Source organism: Duganella sp. S19_KUP01_CR8 (assembly GCF_036688705.1).
GTDB lineage: Bacteria > Pseudomonadota > Gammaproteobacteria > Burkholderiales > Burkholderiaceae_D > Rugamonas.
In genome coordinates this window covers 113,508-129,438 of record NZ_JAQQPR010000009.1, presented here as the reverse complement: position 1 = coordinate 129,438, position 15,931 = coordinate 113,508, and the positions used below count along the sequence as shown (strand labels likewise).

General features: G+C 63.0%; 13 protein-coding genes and 1 tRNA gene. 3 read left to right on the top strand and 11 right to left on the bottom strand.

The annotated features are described in order from the left end of the window. Positions 1 to 28 precede the first annotated feature (28 nt). From pth to V6M89_RS11475, 7 genes are all read right to left on the bottom strand, one after another. Positions 29 to 610 (bottom strand): aminoacyl-tRNA hydrolase, encoded by a 582-nt coding sequence (gene pth, locus V6M89_RS11505; protein WP_332853292.1) that lies wholly within the window; start codon positions 608 to 610, stop codon positions 29 to 31. Between the two features lie 186 nt (positions 611 to 796). After that, positions 797 to 1,432, bottom strand: coding sequence for a 50S ribosomal protein L25/general stress protein Ctc (locus V6M89_RS11500; RefSeq protein ID WP_116992769.1), 636 nt, complete (start codon positions 1,430 to 1,432; stop codon positions 797 to 799). A 267-nt stretch (positions 1,433 to 1,699) separates the two neighbouring features. Further along, positions 1,700 to 2,650 carry a ribose-phosphate pyrophosphokinase gene (locus V6M89_RS11495; RefSeq protein ID WP_332853291.1) on the bottom strand — a complete coding sequence of 317 codons (951 nt, stop codon included), beginning with the start codon at positions 2,648 to 2,650 and terminating at the stop codon, positions 1,700 to 1,702. Positions 2,651 to 2,814: 164 nt separating this feature from the next. Further along, positions 2,815 to 2,891: transfer RNA gene (locus V6M89_RS11490), tRNA-Gln, on the bottom strand. A gap of 76 nt (positions 2,892 to 2,967) precedes the next feature. After that, complete coding sequence (ispE, locus tag V6M89_RS11485) at positions 2,968 to 3,846, bottom strand: 4-(cytidine 5'-diphospho)-2-C-methyl-D-erythritol kinase (RefSeq protein ID WP_332853290.1); 879 nt, start codon at positions 3,844 to 3,846, stop codon at positions 2,968 to 2,970. Between the two features lie 8 nt (positions 3,847 to 3,854). Further along, positions 3,855 to 4,478: an outer membrane lipoprotein LolB gene (locus V6M89_RS11480; RefSeq protein ID WP_332853289.1), complete on the bottom strand. Its 624-nt coding sequence runs from the start codon at positions 4,476 to 4,478 to the stop codon at positions 3,855 to 3,857. Positions 4,479 to 4,488: 10 nt separating this feature from the next. Then, positions 4,489 to 6,270, bottom strand: coding sequence for a tetratricopeptide repeat protein (locus tag V6M89_RS11475; RefSeq protein WP_332853288.1), 1,782 nt, complete (start codon positions 6,268 to 6,270; stop codon positions 4,489 to 4,491). Between the two features lie 146 nt (positions 6,271 to 6,416). On the opposite strand from V6M89_RS11475, the gene mutM reads away from it, so the two are divergent. The 3 genes from mutM to mutY are packed head-to-tail and all read left to right on the top strand — an operon-like array spanning position 6,417 to position 10,335. Further along, complete coding sequence (mutM, locus tag V6M89_RS11470) at positions 6,417 to 7,250, top strand: bifunctional DNA-formamidopyrimidine glycosylase/DNA-(apurinic or apyrimidinic site) lyase (RefSeq protein ID WP_332853287.1); 834 nt, start codon at positions 6,417 to 6,419, stop codon at positions 7,248 to 7,250. Between the two features lie 11 nt (positions 7,251 to 7,261). After that, positions 7,262 to 9,190: a dynamin family protein gene (locus tag V6M89_RS11465; protein WP_332853360.1), complete on the top strand. Its 1,929-nt coding sequence runs from the start codon at positions 7,262 to 7,264 to the stop codon at positions 9,188 to 9,190. 14 nt (positions 9,191 to 9,204) lie between these two features. Further along, positions 9,205 to 10,335 (top strand): A/G-specific adenine glycosylase, encoded by a 1,131-nt coding sequence (gene mutY, locus V6M89_RS11460; protein WP_332853286.1) that lies wholly within the window; start codon positions 9,205 to 9,207, stop codon positions 10,333 to 10,335. On the opposite strand, the gene V6M89_RS11455 is transcribed toward mutY, so the two are convergent. The 4 genes from V6M89_RS11455 to V6M89_RS11440 are packed head-to-tail and all read right to left on the bottom strand — an operon-like array spanning position 10,332 to position 15,872. Then, positions 10,332 to 10,811 (bottom strand): hypothetical protein, encoded by a 480-nt coding sequence (locus tag V6M89_RS11455; protein ID WP_332853285.1) that lies wholly within the window; start codon positions 10,809 to 10,811, stop codon positions 10,332 to 10,334. The two genes, mutY and V6M89_RS11455, sit on opposite strands and share 4 nt — an antisense overlap. 55 nt (positions 10,812 to 10,866) lie before the next feature. Continuing rightward, positions 10,867 to 12,003 (bottom strand): deoxyguanosinetriphosphate triphosphohydrolase, encoded by a 1,137-nt coding sequence (locus tag V6M89_RS11450; protein ID WP_332853284.1) that lies wholly within the window; start codon positions 12,001 to 12,003, stop codon positions 10,867 to 10,869. 12 nt (positions 12,004 to 12,015) lie between these two features. Beyond that, a complete protein-coding gene (gene aroKB, locus V6M89_RS11445) occupies positions 12,016 to 13,659 on the bottom strand; it encodes a bifunctional shikimate kinase/3-dehydroquinate synthase AroKB (RefSeq protein ID WP_332853283.1) in 1,644 nt (547 codons plus the stop codon). A 5-nt stretch (positions 13,660 to 13,664) separates the two neighbouring features. Next, complete coding sequence (locus V6M89_RS11440; RefSeq protein WP_332853282.1) at positions 13,665 to 15,872, bottom strand: Ig-like domain-containing protein; 2,208 nt, start codon at positions 15,870 to 15,872, stop codon at positions 13,665 to 13,667. Positions 15,873 to 15,931 lie beyond the last annotated feature (59 nt).

Here is a 15,931-nt window from a genome sequence, read left to right as displayed (position 1 = left end):
ATAACCGGACCAGCATACCACCGCCGAATCAGGCTGTATGCAACTTCATCGTGGCGGCGTCGAACTTGCCTTCGACGATGAGCGGCATCACCAGCAGCGACTTGTCGATGGCTTGCTCGATCAGCTCCTGGTCTTCGCGGCGCGGGCGGTGCAGCACGAAGTCCGCCACCTGCTGCTGCAGGCTGAGCGTGCGCGGATGGCCGATGCCCAGGCGCAGCCGCCAGTAATCCTGCGTGCCGAGCGCGGCGGTGATGTCCTTCAGGCCGTTGTGGCCGCCCGAGGAGCCGCCCTTTTTCAGGCGCGCGGCGCCGGGCATCAGGTCCAGCTCGTCGTGCACGACCAGCACTTCGTCCGGCAGGATCTTGAAGAAGCGGCACAGGCCGCCGACCGACTGGCCGGAGCGGTTCATATACGTCTGCGGTTCCAGCAGATAGACTTCCTGGCCGGCGACCGAGCCCTTGGCCATCAGCGCGTTGTACTTGGTCTCGCGCTGCAGGCGCGCGCCGATGTCGTTGGCGAGGTTGTCCACCAGCCAGAAGCCGGCGTTGTGACGGGTTTGTTCGTATTCGGGGCCGGGATTGCCGAGGCCGACGATGAGGCGTATGGACATGAGATGCTCAGTCAAATAAACGTGATTATCGCGCAAACCCGCACTGCGGCCACATGGGGTCAGACCCCGTACGGGGTCTGACCCCGGCATCCGGGTTGCGGGGTCAACGCTCAAGCATAAAAAAAGCCCGCCTGGCACAGGCCGGCGGGCTCTCCTCCTGCAACCGCCCGAAGGCGGCGTCAGTGATTACTTCTTGGCTTTAGCGGCTGGCTTAGCGTCAGCAGCTGGAGCTTCAGCGGTAGCAGCGGCTTCAGCAGCAACGTGACCGGCAGGTACCGAAGCGGTAGCGATGGTCAGGTTCGAACCGTGGGTGATCGCGGTGACGCCGGCTGGCAGAACCAGGTCAGCGATGTGCAGCGAGTGACCAACGTCGATGGTCGACAGGTCAACGGTGATGAACTCTGGCAGGTCTTTTGGCAGGCACGAAACTTCGATTTCGTTAGCTACGTGGCTGATGGTTGCGCCGTGCAGTTTGACTGCTGGGGACACGTCAGCGTTAGCGAAGTGCAGAGCAACTTTCATGTGCACTTTGGCGTTTGCGTCAACGCGCTGGAAGTCAGCGTGCAGAACCAGTTGTTTGAACGCGTGGACTTGGAAGTCACGCAGCAGAACTTGCTGGGTCTTGCCGTCGATTTCCAGATCCAGGATCGACGAGTGGAAGGCTTCTTTTTTCAGCGCGTGGTACAGGGCGTTGTGATCCAGCGAGATGGTCACTGGCGCTTCGGTACCGCCGTAGATGATGCCAGGGGTTTGGCCCGAATTGCGCAGGCGGCGGCTCGCTCCGGAACCTTGCAATTCGCGTTTGAATGCAACAACTTTCATGTGTAACTCCAAAAATAACAGGGCTCGCGCCCCGTGTTATGAAGCCCCCGCGACCAGGGTGCTTCGAAAATGAGCTGACTGCGCTCATGAAACTGGGAAAAGCAAAGGCGCGACAAGCATTTTTTGCTTGTCGCGCCATGAAAAACTGGCTAAATCGTTTATCTCAAGAGACTGATTAAAAATGAGCGCGGCTAGACGTGGGGCCGAGGCAGTACGCTAGTACGGCGAGGCGCCACAACGACGCCGCGGTCTTTTTTAATCGGTCTCTTAGTCGATAAACAGGGAGATTACGGAATCGCCCTTGATAATGCGTTTGAACGTCTCGGCCAGCAGCGGTGCGCAGGTCAGTTGACGGATCTTGCCGCAAGCCTTGGCCGCGTCGGACAGTGGAATCGTGTCGGTCACGACCAGCTCGTCCAGCGACGAATTGGTGATGCGCTCGATTGCCGGGCCGGACAGCACTGGGTGCGTGCAATACGCGACAACTTTCTTCGCGCCGCGCTCTTTCAGTACTTCGGCAGCCTTGACCAGGGTACCTGCGGTGTCGACCATGTCATCCATGATCACGCAGTTACGGCCTTCGACTTCACCGATGATGTTCATGACTTCCGAAACGTTGGCCTTCGGACGACGTTTGTCGATGATGGCCAGGTCGCAGCCCAGGCGTTTTGCCAGGGCGCGCGCACGTACCACACCGCCGACGTCCGGCGATACCACCAGCAGGTCCTGGTAGTTCTTTTTCTGCAGGTCGCCCAGCAGAATTGGCGAAGCGTAAATATTGTCAACTGGAATATCGAAGAAGCCCTGGATCTGGTCTGCGTGCAGATCCATGATCAGGACGCGCTCGACGCCCGCTTCTTCCAGCATGTTCGCGACCACTTTGGCCGAGATCGCAACGCGCGCCGAACGTGGGCGACGGTCTTGACGGGCATAGCCGAAGTAAGGAATAGCTGCGGTGATACGGCCAGCGGACGCGCGTTTCAGGGCGTCGACCATCAGGATCAACTCCATCAGGCTGTCGTTGGTTGGAGCACAAGTCGATTGCAGAACGAAGACGTCTTTACCGCGGACGTTTTCGTTAATCTCAACCATCACTTCGCCGTCCGAGAATTTCGAAACGTTTGCCTTGCCGAGAGGGATGCCGAGATTTTTAGCGACTCCTTCTGCCAATGCAGGATTAGCGTTGCCGGTAAAAACCATCAGGTTTTCGAAAGCCATTGGGAGTCCCAGAGATAGTCGATGAAATTTTTTGAAAAGTCGCCAGCGGAAACCGCAGGGCGCTGTACTTAGAACTTTGGGTATGGTTCGCGCTATGGCGATGCCATCTTTGCTCTACCTGGCCGGAGACAAGCTGCGCCTCGACGGGTCCAGATACAAACGAATGGCAGGGGAACAAGGATTCGAACCTTGGTATGCTGGAATCAAAATCCAGTGCCTTAACCAGCTTGGCGATTCCCCTACGCAACTGACTGCTTGTCGTTACATGGCCGGTATTTTACAGCCATTTTCACGCTAAGCCAAATTTTTTTACCGCCTCACAACTTTTCGATGATCGGGTGGCGATCCAGCGCTTTTGCTTTCCAGGCCTTCCACTTCGCCGGTACTTTTGCAAGTACCGCATCCGCTTCGTCCTCGGTTGCTACCGCACTGAACACACAAGCACCGGAGCCAGTCATCCTGGCGTCACCGTAAGCACTGAGCCATTCTATCGCCTCTGCTACCGGCGGGAACAACTTCGTTGCTACTTGTTGCAAGTCGTTCTTTCCAAACCCTTTTAAACCGATTCGATTTTCGAGGTGGCTGGAAAAGTCCGTTATTATGACGACCGGAGTATCCCTTGTCAAATATTCTGAGCAAAAAATTGCTGCAGTCGGTACCGCGACGCCCGGTTCGATGACGACATACCAACAATCCGGCGCTGATACCGGCCGCATCGCCTCCCCCACCCCTTCGGCAAAGGCGGTCTGGCCGAAGATGAAGAACGGGATGTCGGCGCCCAGCGGCAGGCCCAGCGCCATCAACTCTTCCTTGCTTAGACCGGCCCGCCACAAATAGTTCAACGCCATCAGCGTGGTGGCCGCGTCGGACGAGCCTCCGCCCAGGCCGCCGCCCATCGGCAAAATCTTGTCGATGGCGATGTCCACGCCGGCCGGCAGCGCGCCGGTGCGGCGCAGCACTTCGGCTTGCAGCAGCCGCGCGGCCCGGATGATCAGGTCGCTCGCTTCCGGCACACCGGGCATGTCGGTCACGCGGCGGATCTCATGGTCGCCGCGCAGCTCGAAGTGCAGCGTGTCGCCGTGGTCGATCAACTGGAACACGGTTTGCAGCAAATGGTAGCCGTCGGCGCGGCGGCCGTTCACGTGCAGGAACAGGTTCAACTTGGCCGGAGCCGGGCAATTCTTCAGACTGGTCATGGCGCTTCTTATTCTGCGGTCGGACGGATGGCGATGCGTATCGTCAGGTCATCCACCTGCCCCGCGCCCAGACGCGTGAGATCGATACGTTTCGGTTGTGGCACGGCAGCTTTGTCGTCCTGCCAAGTGGCGTAGTCGACTTTCCAGCCGTCGCGCGTCACCACCGTGTCGTTGGCCGGCGAGGCGATGAAGCGCTTGCCGCTGGCGTCGGTGGCGTAGCCTTGCAGCCATTCGCGCAGACCGGAGACCGGCAAGGTCCAGCCCAGCGCCTGCGCGGTCAGGCTGTCGAGGTCGGGCGCGGTGCGCGGCTCCTTGCCGCTTTGCTTCAACGTGGCTAATCCCGGCGCGACGCTGATGACGGCGAGGATCTGGCCGGTCGGCGAGATCAGGCTGACGTCGGTTGCTGTCTTGGTCTGCTGCCAGGTGAACTTGCCGGTCAGCGATTCGCGCTTGCCGTCCTTGCTGTAGTTGATGGCGATGCCGCCACCCAGTTCGATATTGTCGCTGTAGGGCGCGACCACGGCGGCCGAATGCGGCGCGGAGGTGGTGGCGCAGCCGGCCAGCACGGAAGCGGCCAACGCGGCTACCAGCGTGGCGGCGGGCGCGCGGCGGCGCAGGTTGAATAAGGTCATCGGGTATCGCTTACAGGCTCTGGTTCAAACGGGCGAGCGTGCTTTTCAGCGCGTCGTTCTTCGGATCTTTGGTTTGCGCTTCCTGCCACATCTGCTGGGCGCCGGTCTTGTCGCCCTTGACGAACAACACCTCGCCCAGGTGGACGGCGATTTCCGGATCGCCGCGCAAGGCGTAGGCGCGGCGCAGCAAGGCTTCCGCTTCGTTCAGGTTACCCATGCGGTACTGCACCCAGCCCATGCTGTCCATGATGAAGGGATCGCCCGGCGCCATCTTCATGGCCTTGTCGATCAGCGAATAGGCTTCCGGCAGGCGCTCGTTGCGCTCGGCCAGCGAGTAGCCCAGCGCGTTGTAGGCGTGCTGGTTGTCGGGCGCGGCGATCATCACCTGGCGCAGCGCCTTTTCCATCAGCTCCACCTGGCCCAGCTTTTCGGCGATCAGCGCGAAGTCGTACAGCAGGTCGGGATTGTCCGGATAGCGCTTGACGGCGTTTTCCAGCACCGTGTAGGCGGCGCGGTTGTCGCCGATGTCGCGCAGGATTTGCGCGTCGGCCTGGAAGATCTGCGCCTGGTCGACGGCTTCGGACGGCTTCAGCTCGGCCAGCTGCTTGCGGGCCTCGTCGACGTTGCCCTTGCGGGCCGTCAGCTGCGCCATCTTCATGCGCGCGGCCAGGTAGATTTTTTCATCGCTGCCGTCGACCTTGTCCAGCCAGTTGTAGGCGGCGTCGAAGTCGTTGCGCTGCTCGGCGATCTGCGACAGTATCATCAGCACCTTGGACGGGTCGCGCTCGTCGCTCGGATGGTCGGCCAGCACCCTGACGAAATCGGTGAAGTACTTCTCCGCATTGGGGATGTCGTTGGACTGCATCGCCATCACGCCCAGCGCGTACAGCGTGGCCAGGTTGTCCGGCTGGTCTTTCAGCAGGGTCAGGAATTCCTTGCGGGCGGGTTCGGTCTGCTTGGCGTCGGCCAGGATGCGGGCATAGGCGGCGCGCACCTCACGCGATTTCGGATACTTGTCCAGGAAGGTCGACAGCACCTTCAACGCGGTGTCGATATCGCCGGACACTTGCGCCGTGGTCAGGATGGCCAGCTCGGAATCGGGCTTGATGCGCAGGGCCTGCTCCGCCTCGGCGCGGGAGCGCTCGTTGTCGCCCAGCGCGAAGGCGCCCTGCGCCAGGATCAGGTGGCTTTCCAGCGTGTCGCTGTACGGCGCCAGCACGCGGTCTTCCAGCGCGAAGGCGGCGCTCTTGTCCTTGGCGCGCAGCAGGAATTGCTGCATCTGGAACATGGCCAGCGGGCGCGCCTGCAGCGGCGCGGCCTTCAGGCGCTCGACAAAGATCTGCTCCGCTTCGCCCAGGTCGTCGTTGACGACGGCGAAGCCGAGGAAGTATTGGGTGGCCTCGTCCGAGTCCGGCGCCAGGCTGCGCCACAGGCGGATGGCCGACAACGCTTCCGGGCCCTGCTTGGCGGTCAGCGCCATTTCAGCGGCGCGGCGCGCCAGGCGCGGATCGCGCGTTTGCTGGGCCAGCGCCAGCATGGTGATGTAGGCGCCCTGCCACTGTCCTTGCTTGAATTCCAGCTCGGCCTTGGTGATGCGGAACAGCATGTCGCTGGTCAGCTCGACATTGGGCAACGCCTCCGCGGCCGGCGCCGGTGCGGCGGCGACCGGCGCAGGGCTCTCCGCAGCCGCGTCGGCAGGCGCCGCAGTGGCGGACTCCGCCTCTTTTTGCGGCGCGACGGCGCACGCGGACAGCAAGGCGGACAGGGTTACAATGGCGAAAGCGTTTTTCAAGGGAAGATCCTGGCAAGTCGGCAAAAGGTACAGATGCATTCGGATTCTACGCGTAACACCCCGATTGCGTCTTTTGACTAGTGTAACCAAATATTCCGCCACGACCAGAGTCAGCCGCCTCATTATTTCGACTGTTTGCGAGCCAGATGCCAGAATTACCAGAAGTTGAAGTCACCCGGCGCGGGGTTGCGCCGCATATCGAGGGCCGCACCGTGCGCCAGGTGGTGCTGCGCCGCGAGGGATTGCGCTGGCCGTTTCCGGCGCAGCTGCCGCAGCTGCTGGCCGGCCACCAGGTGCTGCGCACCGGCCGCCGCGGCAAATACCTGCTGGTGCATTTCGACCATGGCACGTTGATTATCCACCTCGGCATGTCGGGCCACCTGCGCATCATGCCGTCCGATATCGAACCGGAAAAACATGATCATTTTGATCTCGTGGTCGAGACCCCGGACGGCCTGCGCGTGCTGCGCATGAAGGATCCGCGCCGCTTCGGCGCCGTGCTGTGGCACGATGCCGCCGACGGCTTGCTGGAACACCACGCGCTGCTGCGCGAACTGGGCGTGGAGCCGCTGGAAGCTGGCTTCAGCGGCAAATTGCTGTACGATCAAACCCGGCAGCGCAGCGCGCCGGTCAAGCAGGTGCTGCTGGCGGGCGATATCGTTGTCGGTGTCGGCAATATTTATGCTTCGGAAAGCTTGTTCCGCGCCGGCATCAACCCGAAGACGCCGGCCAAGCGCATCAGCCTGGCGCGCTACGAGAAGCTGGCCCTGGCCGTGCGCGAGATCCTGGCCGAGGCCATTGTCCAGGGCGGCAGCACGCTGCGCGATTTTATTAGCGTTAACGGACAATCCGGGTATTTCCAGCAGACTTATTTCGTCTATGATCGTGCAGGCGTTCCCTGCAAGGTATGCGCGGCGCCGATACGGCAGATCAAGCAGGGGCAACGGTCCACGTTCTACTGTGTAAATTGCCAAAAATAAGGGCAGACATGATGGTCAGGGATTTCGAGCAATACAGCGCCTGGCGACAAGGCGTCGTCACAGCGTTAAAAGATTATCAATCCTGGGTTGCCGGCGCGTCCCTGACCGACGCCGCCACCGACCAGCGCATCGTGCGCACCCTGGCGCGGCTGGCCGACGATAAATTGTCGGTGGCCTTCGTCGCCGAATTCTCGCGTGGCAAATCGGAGCTGATCAACGCCATCTTCTTTGCCGACTACGGCCAGCGCATCCTGCCGTCCGCCGCCGGCCGCACCACCATGTGCCCGACCGAGCTGATGTACGACGCCAGCTTCGCGCCGTCGATCCGCCTGCTGCCGATCGAGACGCGGGCCGACAACCTGTCCACCAGCGACTACCGCGACCAGCCCGCCGCCTGGACCGTGCTGCCGCTGAACCTGGACGCCGGCGCCGACATGCACGAGGTGTTCAAGCAGGTCAGCATGACGCGCCACGTGCCGGTGGAGGAAGCCAAGCGCTACGGCCTGTACGACGAGGACGATCCCGACATGCCGGTCACGCTGGACGATGCCGGCCTGGTCGAGATTTCGCTGTGGCGCCATGCGATCATCAACTTCCCGCACCCGCTGTTGAAGCAGGGCCTGGTGATCCTCGACACGCCGGGCCTGAACGCGATCGGCACCGAGCCGGAGCTGACGCTGAACCTGATCCCGAACGCGCACGCGGTGCTGTTCATCCTGGCCGCCGACACCGGCGTGACCAAGAGCGATATCGAAGTCTGGCGCAACCACATCGGCGCCGGCGCCGGCCGCCTGGTGGTGCTCAACAAGATCGACAGCATGTGGGACGAGCTGCGCAGCGAGGCCGAGATCAACGTCGAGATCGAACGCCAGCAAGCCAACGTGGCGCACGTGCTGGCGCTGGAGCCGCGCCAGGTGTTCCCGGTGTCGGCACAGAAGGCGCTGGTGGCCAAGATCAACCAGGATCCGGCGCTGCTGGAGCGCAGCCGCTTGCAGACGCTGGAAGGCGCGCTGTTCAACGAGCTGATTCCGGCCAAGAAGGAAATCGTGCGCAAGCAGCTGAGCGAGGAATTGCATGCGCTGAGCACGGCGCAGCTGGCGATGGTGAATGCGCGCAGCCGCGGCGTGGTCGAACAGCTGCATGAGCTGAAGGGCTTGCGCGGCAAGAACCAGAGCGTGATCGCGCACATGATGCGCCGCATCGACGTGGAGAAAAAGGAATTCGACGCCAGCCTGTTCAAGCTGCAGGCCACGCGCGCCGTGTTCACGCGCCTGTCCACCGAGCTGTACACCAGCATGGGCATGGACCTCGTGCGCGACGATATCGAACTGGTGCGCGAAGAGATGCAGCGCAGCCGCTTCTTCACCGGCGTGCGCGAGGCGGTGCGCAACTACTTCGAGCGCATCCGCGCCAGCCTCGACGCGGCCGAGCACAAGACGGTGGAAATCAGCGAGATGATGGGCGTGATGTATCGCCGCTTCTCCAACGAGCACGGGCTGACCCTGGCGCTGCCGATGCCGTTTTCACTGGAGCACTACCGCGAGGAGATCGAGGCGATCGAGGCGATCTACTACAAGCAGTTCGGCACGGCGACCTTGCTGACCACCAGCCGCGTGGTGTTGATGGAGAAGTTCTTCGACACCATCGCCTCGCGCGTGCGCGGCTGCTTCCGCGCCGCCAACAACGATGCGGAGGCCTGGCTGAAGGTGATCATGGCGCCGCTGGAGGCGCAGATCCGCCAGCACAAGGATCAGTTGAAACACCGGCTGGCGTCGATCCAGCGCATCCACGATGCGACCGACAGCCTGGAACAGAAAATCGACGCGTTTGAAGGCAGCCAGCAGGAGCTGGAGGCGCAGAAGGCGCGGCTCAATGAATTGGCGGGGCAGATCAGCATCGCCATCAATGCGGAATTCGTGGCGCTGGACGCCGCCGCTTAAGGACTAGGAACAGAATGAAGGTTGTAGCAGGTGAGAATTTTGCAGATCCCAGTTTCTCGGCCGATCTGATCGGCTGGCAAAAAGTACATGGACGCCATGTGCTGCCTTGGCAGAACACGCGCGATGCGTATCTGATCTGGCTGTCGGAAATCATGTTGCAGCAGACGCAGGTGTCGGCGGTGCTGGGCTATTACGCGCGCTTCCTGGAGCGCTTCCCTACCTTGCGCGACCTGGCTGCCGCGCCGGTCGAGGATGTGATGGCTCAGTGGAGCGGCCTGGGCTACTACACGCGGGCGCGCAATCTGCACAAGTGCGCGCAGCGCGTGGTGGCGGAGTATGACGGTGTGTTCCCTTCCGATCCGCTGTTGCTGGCGGAGCTGCCCGGCATCGGCCGTTCGACGGCGGCGGCGATCTCGGCGTTTTCCAGCGGCACGCGGGCGGCCATCATGGACGGCAACGTCAAGCGGGTGTTCGCGCGCGTGTTCGGCATCGACACCTATCCCGGCGAGCGCAAGACCGAGGAGGCGATGTGGCGCCGCGCCGAGGCGCTGTTGCCGGAGCAAGGCATCGAGTCGTACACGCAGGGTTTGATGGACATGGGCGCGACGCTGTGCACGCGCAGCAGCCCTTCGTGCGAACGCTGTCCGATGCAGCCGCGCTGCGTGGCGTTTTCCAGCAACCGCACCAAGGACCTGCCGGTGCGCAAGCCTAAGAAGGCCAGCCCGGAAAAGCACGCGGTGATGCTGGCGATTATCGACGGCGGCCAGGTGCTGCTGGAACAGCGTCCGCCAAGCGGGATCTGGGGCGGTTTGTTGTCGCTGCCGGAGCTGGATGGCCATCTGCTGGCCGGGGACGACGAGGTGGAAGCAGTCGATGATGCCGCGCTGATGCTGGCGGTAGGCAAGTTCGGCGAGATGGAATCGCACGAACGGCTGTCGACGGTGACGCATGTGTTCACGCACTACAAGCTGCACATCGCGCCCTACCGCGTGACCTTGGCGCGCCGCCTGTCGATGGCCGCCGAGTCCGGCCACGTCTGGTACGACGCCGCCAAGATCCCCGACGCCCCGCTACCGGCACCGATCAAGAAACTGCTGCTGGAATTGGTAGGCGACAGCAAGGCCGCGCAGCAAAGGATGTTCTAGGGCCAGATCTTGACGACGCCAACCACCACGCCGGAAATTGAAATGACTGAAGCGATGGCCCATACCGTCATGCGCGTTTCCAACCTAGCCAAATACAACCTCAGATCGCTAATATCGTCCTTGGTCGCGGAATTGGCCTGAATAGCGGAAACCTTGGCCTCAAGTTTGGCTAAGTTCTCCTTGGTTACGTAGGTCGCGAAATTGGCCTGAATGGCGGAAACCTTAGCCTCAAGTTTGGCTAAGTCCTCCTTGGTTACGTAGCTTGACTGAATGACAGAAATTCTGGCCTCAAGTTTGACGAGGTCTTCCTTTGTAGCGTAATTTGACTGGATGACCGCGACTCTGGCCTCAACCCTGGCAACGTCTTCCTTGGTGGCATGGCGCGGGAACATCAAAGCCGCGTCCGCAGCAAGGACGGCGACCTCCTTTTCTACCGAGGTCAGCCGCCGATCCAGTTGGGTGATTTGCTCGTCCATCGAGCTATCATGCGCCGAACACCGTTGCTGCTCAAGACCGCACGATTGAGCCCACTCAAAGCTCGTCGAGCGAGAACAGGCGGCGGTGTTCGCGGATCGCGTAGCGGTCGGTCATGCCGGCGATGTAGTCGGCGATCTTGCGCGCCTGCTTGCCGACGTCGCCCGATTTGTCCTGGTAGTCCGGCGGCAGCAGCACCGGCTCGGCCATGAAGGCGTGGTACAGCTCGCGCACGATGCGGCTGGCTTTCACCCGCATGCGGTTGACCTTGTAGTGACGATACAGATTCTCGCGCAGGAAGCGCTTGAGCTCGGTCGCGTCCTTGCGCATCGGATCGGAAAAACGGATCAGCGGCGGCGCGGCCCGCACTTCGTCCAGGCTCTTGGGCGCGGCGTCGGCCAGCAAGGCGCTGGAAGTTGCGATCAAATCGTCAGCCAGCGCGGTGATCAGGCGGCGCAGGGTTTCATAGATCGCGCGCCGGCCCGACAGGCCGGGGAAGGTCACCTGCACATCGCGCCACAGCCGCGCAAAAAACTCCACCTGTTCCAGCTGCTCGATGGTGATCAGGCCGGAACGCAGGCCGTCGTCGATATCGTGGCTGTTGTAGGCGATCTCGTCGGCAAGGTTGGTCAGCTGCGCTTCCAGCGACGGCTGGGTGCGGTCGATGAAGCGCTGCGCCACCGGTCCCAGCAAGCGCGCATTGTTCAGCGAGCAGTGCTTGAGGATGCCCTCGCGGGTCTCGAACATCAGGTTCAGGCCGTTGTAGGCGCCGTAGTGTTCTTCCAGCTCGTCCACCACGCGCAGGCTTTGCAGGTTGTGCTCGAAGCCGCCGTGGTCCTGCATGCATTCGTTGAGCACGTCCTGGCCGACGTGGCCGAACGGCGTGTGGCCCAGGTCGTGCGCCAGCGAGATGGCTTCCACCAGGTCCTCGTTCAGGCGCAGGTTGCGCGCCAGCGAGCGGCCCACCTGCGCCACCTCCAGGCTGTGCGTCAGCCGGGTGCGGAACAGGTCGCCCTCGTGGTTGAGGAACACCTGGGTCTTGTATTCCAGCCGGCGGAAGGCCGAGGAATGGATGATGCGGTCGCGGTCGCGCTGGAACTGGCTGCGCGAGGCGTGCGCCGTTTCGTCAAAGCGGCGCCCCGCTCCGCCCGCCGAATGGGCCGCGTAAGGGGCGAGGAATTCGTCGGGCAGCATGCGAACCTCCGCTTAGATGCTGGCGGCCAGCGTGGCCAGCAGCAGCTCCTGCGGCGCGTTGGTGATGCTCGGAGCGCCCAGCGGTTTCAGCAGGATGAACTTGATGGCGCCACCCTCGTTCTTCTTGTCGACCTCCATCAGCTCCAGCCAGCGCTCGGTGCCCAGGTCGGGCGCCTTGACCGGCAGGCCGGCCGCCACCACCAGCGCGCGCATGCGCGCCACGGTGGCCGCGTCGACCAGGCCCATGCGGTGCGACAGGTCGGCCGCCATCACCATGCCGCAGCCGACGGCTTCGCCGTGCAGCCACTCGCCGTAGCCCAGGCCGTTTTCGATCGCGTGGCCGAAGGTGTGGCCGAAATTCAGGATGGCGCGCAGGCCGCCCTCGCGTTCGTCCTGGCGCACCACGTCGGACTTGATCTCGCACGAGCGGGCGATGGCGTAGGCCAGCGCGCCCTTGTCGCGCGCCATCAGCTTGCCGATGTTGGCCTCGATCCAGTCGAAGAAGGCGGCGTCGATGATGGCGCCGTGCTTGATCACTTCGGCCAGGCCGGCCGACAGCTCGCGCGCCGGCAGGGTTTCCAGGGTCGAGGTGTCGGCGATCACCGCGCGCGGCTGGTAGAACGCGCCGATCATGTTCTTGCCCATCGGATGGTTGATGCCGGTCTTGCCGCCCACCGAGGAATCGACCTGCGACAGCAAGGTGGTCGGCACCTGGATGAAATCGACGCCGCGCATATAGCTGGCGGCCGCGTAGCCGGTCAGGTCGCCGATGACGCCGCCGCCCAGGGCGATCAGCGTGGTCTTGCGGTCGGCCTTGGCGGCCAGCAGCGCATCGAAGATCAGCATCAGGCTGGACCAGTTCTTGTGTTCCTCGCCGTCCGGCAGCACGATGGACGTGACTTGCTTGCCGGCCTGGCGCAAGCCGGCCTCGACGCGCTCCAGGTACAGCGGCGCGACGGTGGTGTTGGTGACGATGGCGACCTTGTCGCCGTTGACATGACGCGCCAGCAGCATGCTGTCTTGCAACAGCGCCGGGCCGATCGAGATGGGGTAGCTGCGCTCGCCCAGCTCGACATTTAACAGGATGGTGGATTCTTCGTTCATCGATGGTTCGGCTTGTGTGACGCAGTTGGGCGAGGCTTCGCAAGCCCGGGTTTCCAGCTGGGTCAGGATGGATTGAACCATCGATTGTACGTTAGGTCGGCCGGTATCGATGACGATATCGGCAATTTCCATGTACAAAGGATCACGGGTCGCCATCAATTCTTCGAGTTTTTTGCGCGGATCGGCGGTTTGCAGCAGCGGCCGGTTCTTGTCGTGCGCGGTGCGCTGCAGGATGCTGTTGACGGTGGCGCGCAGATAAATGACGGTGCCGCGCGCCTTCAGGTAGGCGCGGTTGTCCGGGTTCAGGATGGCGCCGCCGCCGGTGGCCAGCACCAGGTCGGGCTGGGCGGTCAGCTCGCGGATCACGTCCGCCTCCCGCCGGCGGAAGCTCTGCTCGCCTTCAATTTCAAAAATCCACGGGATCGAGGCGCCGGTACGGGCCTCGATCTCGTGGTCGGAATCGATGAAGCGCAAACCCAGCTTGCGGGCCAGGATGCGGCCGATGGTGGTTTTTCCCGCCCCCATCAGGCCGACTAGAAACACATTAGGCATGAACGTTAATTTGAGTTGCTACACGAAGTTGAGGTGCCGTACGGGCTTTTAACACCCGGTGGCTGCACTGTTTTCGTCGCGTAATCGATCCCGGCGCCCGGCAAGTGTACCAGAGCCGTATAGGAAGACTCAGTGCCATTTGCCTGGCCGCGCACCGTCAGGTTCAAATCGAGCCAGTTGGCGTTGTCCTTGGTGTAGGTCAGCGAGACCAGGGCCTGGCCCTTGGCGTCGGTGGTGACGTTGGTGGTGACGGTGACCGGGATGCCCGGGGTGAGCTTGCCGTCGCCGTTGAGATCCTCGCCCGCGTCCATGATGCCGTTGGTGTTGCTGTCTTCGTTGGCGCAGCCGAGGCGGCTCGCCGGCTGCCATGGGCCCTGCGGTTCAGGGAAGAACATCGCGCCCTTGAAGTAGGCCACCGGCAGCACCGATGCGGTCAGCTTCACCCCCGGCACCGCGTTGCCGGCCGCGTCGGTCACCAGGATGGAATAGTCCAGCTGGTACAGCGTGGTGGTGTCGGGCGGAATGATCACGGTATTGCCGGTGCCGGCGCTGATGAACAGCGATTTCTGCGCAACCGTCAGGCTGGCGATGGCGCTGGCCTGGGAACCGTCTCTCAGCTTGGCCCGCACCTGCACGCCATTGAGCGCCGACGGATTGCTGCCGGCGACAAAGCTGACGGTGGCGGCGCCATCGGCGCCGGTCAGCACCACGTTGGGCTGGGTCAGCGAACCGCCGCTCGGATCGGCGACGATGGTGAATGCCACGGTGGCGTTCTTGACCACGTTGTTGAGCGCGGTGCCGTCACGCACCACGGCGCGCAGTGTGGTCTGCTGGGACGTGATGCCCAGGGGATTGACGCCGATCACGGCCGGATCGGCCTGCACCGAAATGGTGGCGACATCGGTCAACGGCGCGACAAACTCCAGGTCGGTCTGGGTGTTGAGCAGGCCGGAGGTCGCCGTCAGCGTGGCCACGCCGGGGCCGCTGGCGTTGACGAAGGCGGTGGCGGCGCCATTGCTCAACAGCATCGCTCCGTTGAGCTTGGTGGTGCAACTGGCATTGCTGTACATATCGCCGCGCGAGGTGTTGATGGTGACGGTGGCGACCAAAGGCGAGGCCGGGATCGGGCCGCCGGTCACGGCGACCTGCTGGCAGCCGCCGATGTCGGCGACGGTCTCCACCCTGCCGTTGAGGTCGAGCACCTTGATCGCGAAGGTCGAGGAATTGATGACGATGCCGACCGTGGCCATTTCGCCGCCGGCGCGCACGGTGATCTGGTCGGCCGAGCCGCCGGACGCCGCATAGGTCAGCACCAGCTGGCCGGCCGTATTGGTGACGGCGGCGCCGCCGCCCTTGACGGTCAGGGAGTTGGAGTTGGAGCCGAAGGTCACGGCTTTGCCGCTCAAGCCGTTGCCGGCCGAATCGACCAGCTTGAGGGTGACGTCGGCGCTGGCGCCGACATTGATGGTCGGCTGGGCGTTGATGGTCAGCTTGTTGCCGGTCACGGGAATCACGGTGGTCTTCGACACCGCTCCCGGCGCGCTGGCGGTGATCTTGATGTCGCGCGAGGTCGGATCGTCTCCGGTGCCGAGCTTGGCGACCGCCCGGCCCTGGGCGTCGGAAACGACGCTGGACAGCGACAGGCTGCCCGAGTCGGCCTTGAGGCCCACCGTCACGCCGGCCATCGCAGCGTTGTTGGAGTCGCGTACCAGCACAATCACATCGACTTCACTGCCGGCGGTGCCGACCGAGGCCAGCGAACCGGCGGAGGTGGTCAACGTCAGGCTCGGCACGGCGCTGACCACGTCGACCTTGATCTCGGTCGACTTGGCGCCGCCGTTGTTGGCGCTGGCGCTGATGGTGATGGTGCGGGGGCTGGGGTCGCCCTTGACGCTGAGCTTTTCAACCACCTGGCCGGAGCTGTTGGTGATGCGGTTGGTGTTGCTGATGGTGCCGGAGCTGGCGCTGAAGTTGACCGTCTCGTTCGGCAGCGCATTGCCGCCGGCATCCTTGACGATGGCCGTCAGCGTCACCTCGGTGCCGTCCAGGCCGGACGAGGCGATGGTGTTCGCGCTGGCGGTCAGCACCACGGAAGCCGCCTTGGACGGCGTCACGCCATTGCCGTTGGCGCCGGCCGAACCGCCGCCGCCGCCACAGGCGGACAAGACACTGGCGCATGCCAGCAGGGCCAGCCATCCGGTGATTTTTTTCATGATGCGAATTCCCTTAGTGTTCATAAATAAGCTTGTGACGCGTGAGCTTGCGTTGCGGC

Excerpts from the sequence above, each read along its gene's own strand:
- pth (WP_332853292.1), bottom strand. The coding sequence starts at position 610 with ATGTCCATACGCCTCATCGTCGGCCTCGGCAATCCCGGCCCCGAATAC.
- V6M89_RS11500 (WP_116992769.1), bottom strand. The coding sequence starts at position 1,432 with ATGAAAGTTGTTGCATTCAAACGCGAATTGCAAGGTTCCGGAGCGAGC.
- V6M89_RS11495 (WP_332853291.1), bottom strand. The coding sequence starts at position 2,650 with ATGGCTTTCGAAAACCTGATGGTTTTTACCGGCAACGCTAATCCTGCA.
- ispE (WP_332853290.1), bottom strand. The coding sequence starts at position 3,846 with ATGACCAGTCTGAAGAATTGCCCGGCTCCGGCCAAGTTGAACCTGTTC.
- V6M89_RS11480 (WP_332853289.1), bottom strand. The coding sequence starts at position 4,478 with ATGACCTTATTCAACCTGCGCCGCCGCGCGCCCGCCGCCACGCTGGTA.
- mutM (WP_332853287.1), top strand. The coding sequence starts at position 6,417 with ATGCCAGAATTACCAGAAGTTGAAGTCACCCGGCGCGGGGTTGCGCCG.
- V6M89_RS11465 (WP_332853360.1), top strand. The coding sequence starts at position 7,262 with ATGGTCAGGGATTTCGAGCAATACAGCGCCTGGCGACAAGGCGTCGTC.
- mutY (WP_332853286.1), top strand. The coding sequence starts at position 9,205 with ATGAAGGTTGTAGCAGGTGAGAATTTTGCAGATCCCAGTTTCTCGGCC.
- V6M89_RS11455 (WP_332853285.1), bottom strand. The coding sequence starts at position 10,811 with ATGGACGAGCAAATCACCCAACTGGATCGGCGGCTGACCTCGGTAGAA.
- V6M89_RS11450 (WP_332853284.1), bottom strand. The coding sequence starts at position 12,003 with ATGCTGCCCGACGAATTCCTCGCCCCTTACGCGGCCCATTCGGCGGGC.
- aroKB (WP_332853283.1), bottom strand. The coding sequence starts at position 13,659 with ATGCCTAATGTGTTTCTAGTCGGCCTGATGGGGGCGGGAAAAACCACC.
- V6M89_RS11440 (WP_332853282.1), bottom strand. The coding sequence starts at position 15,872 with ATGAAAAAAATCACCGGATGGCTGGCCCTGCTGGCATGCGCCAGTGTC.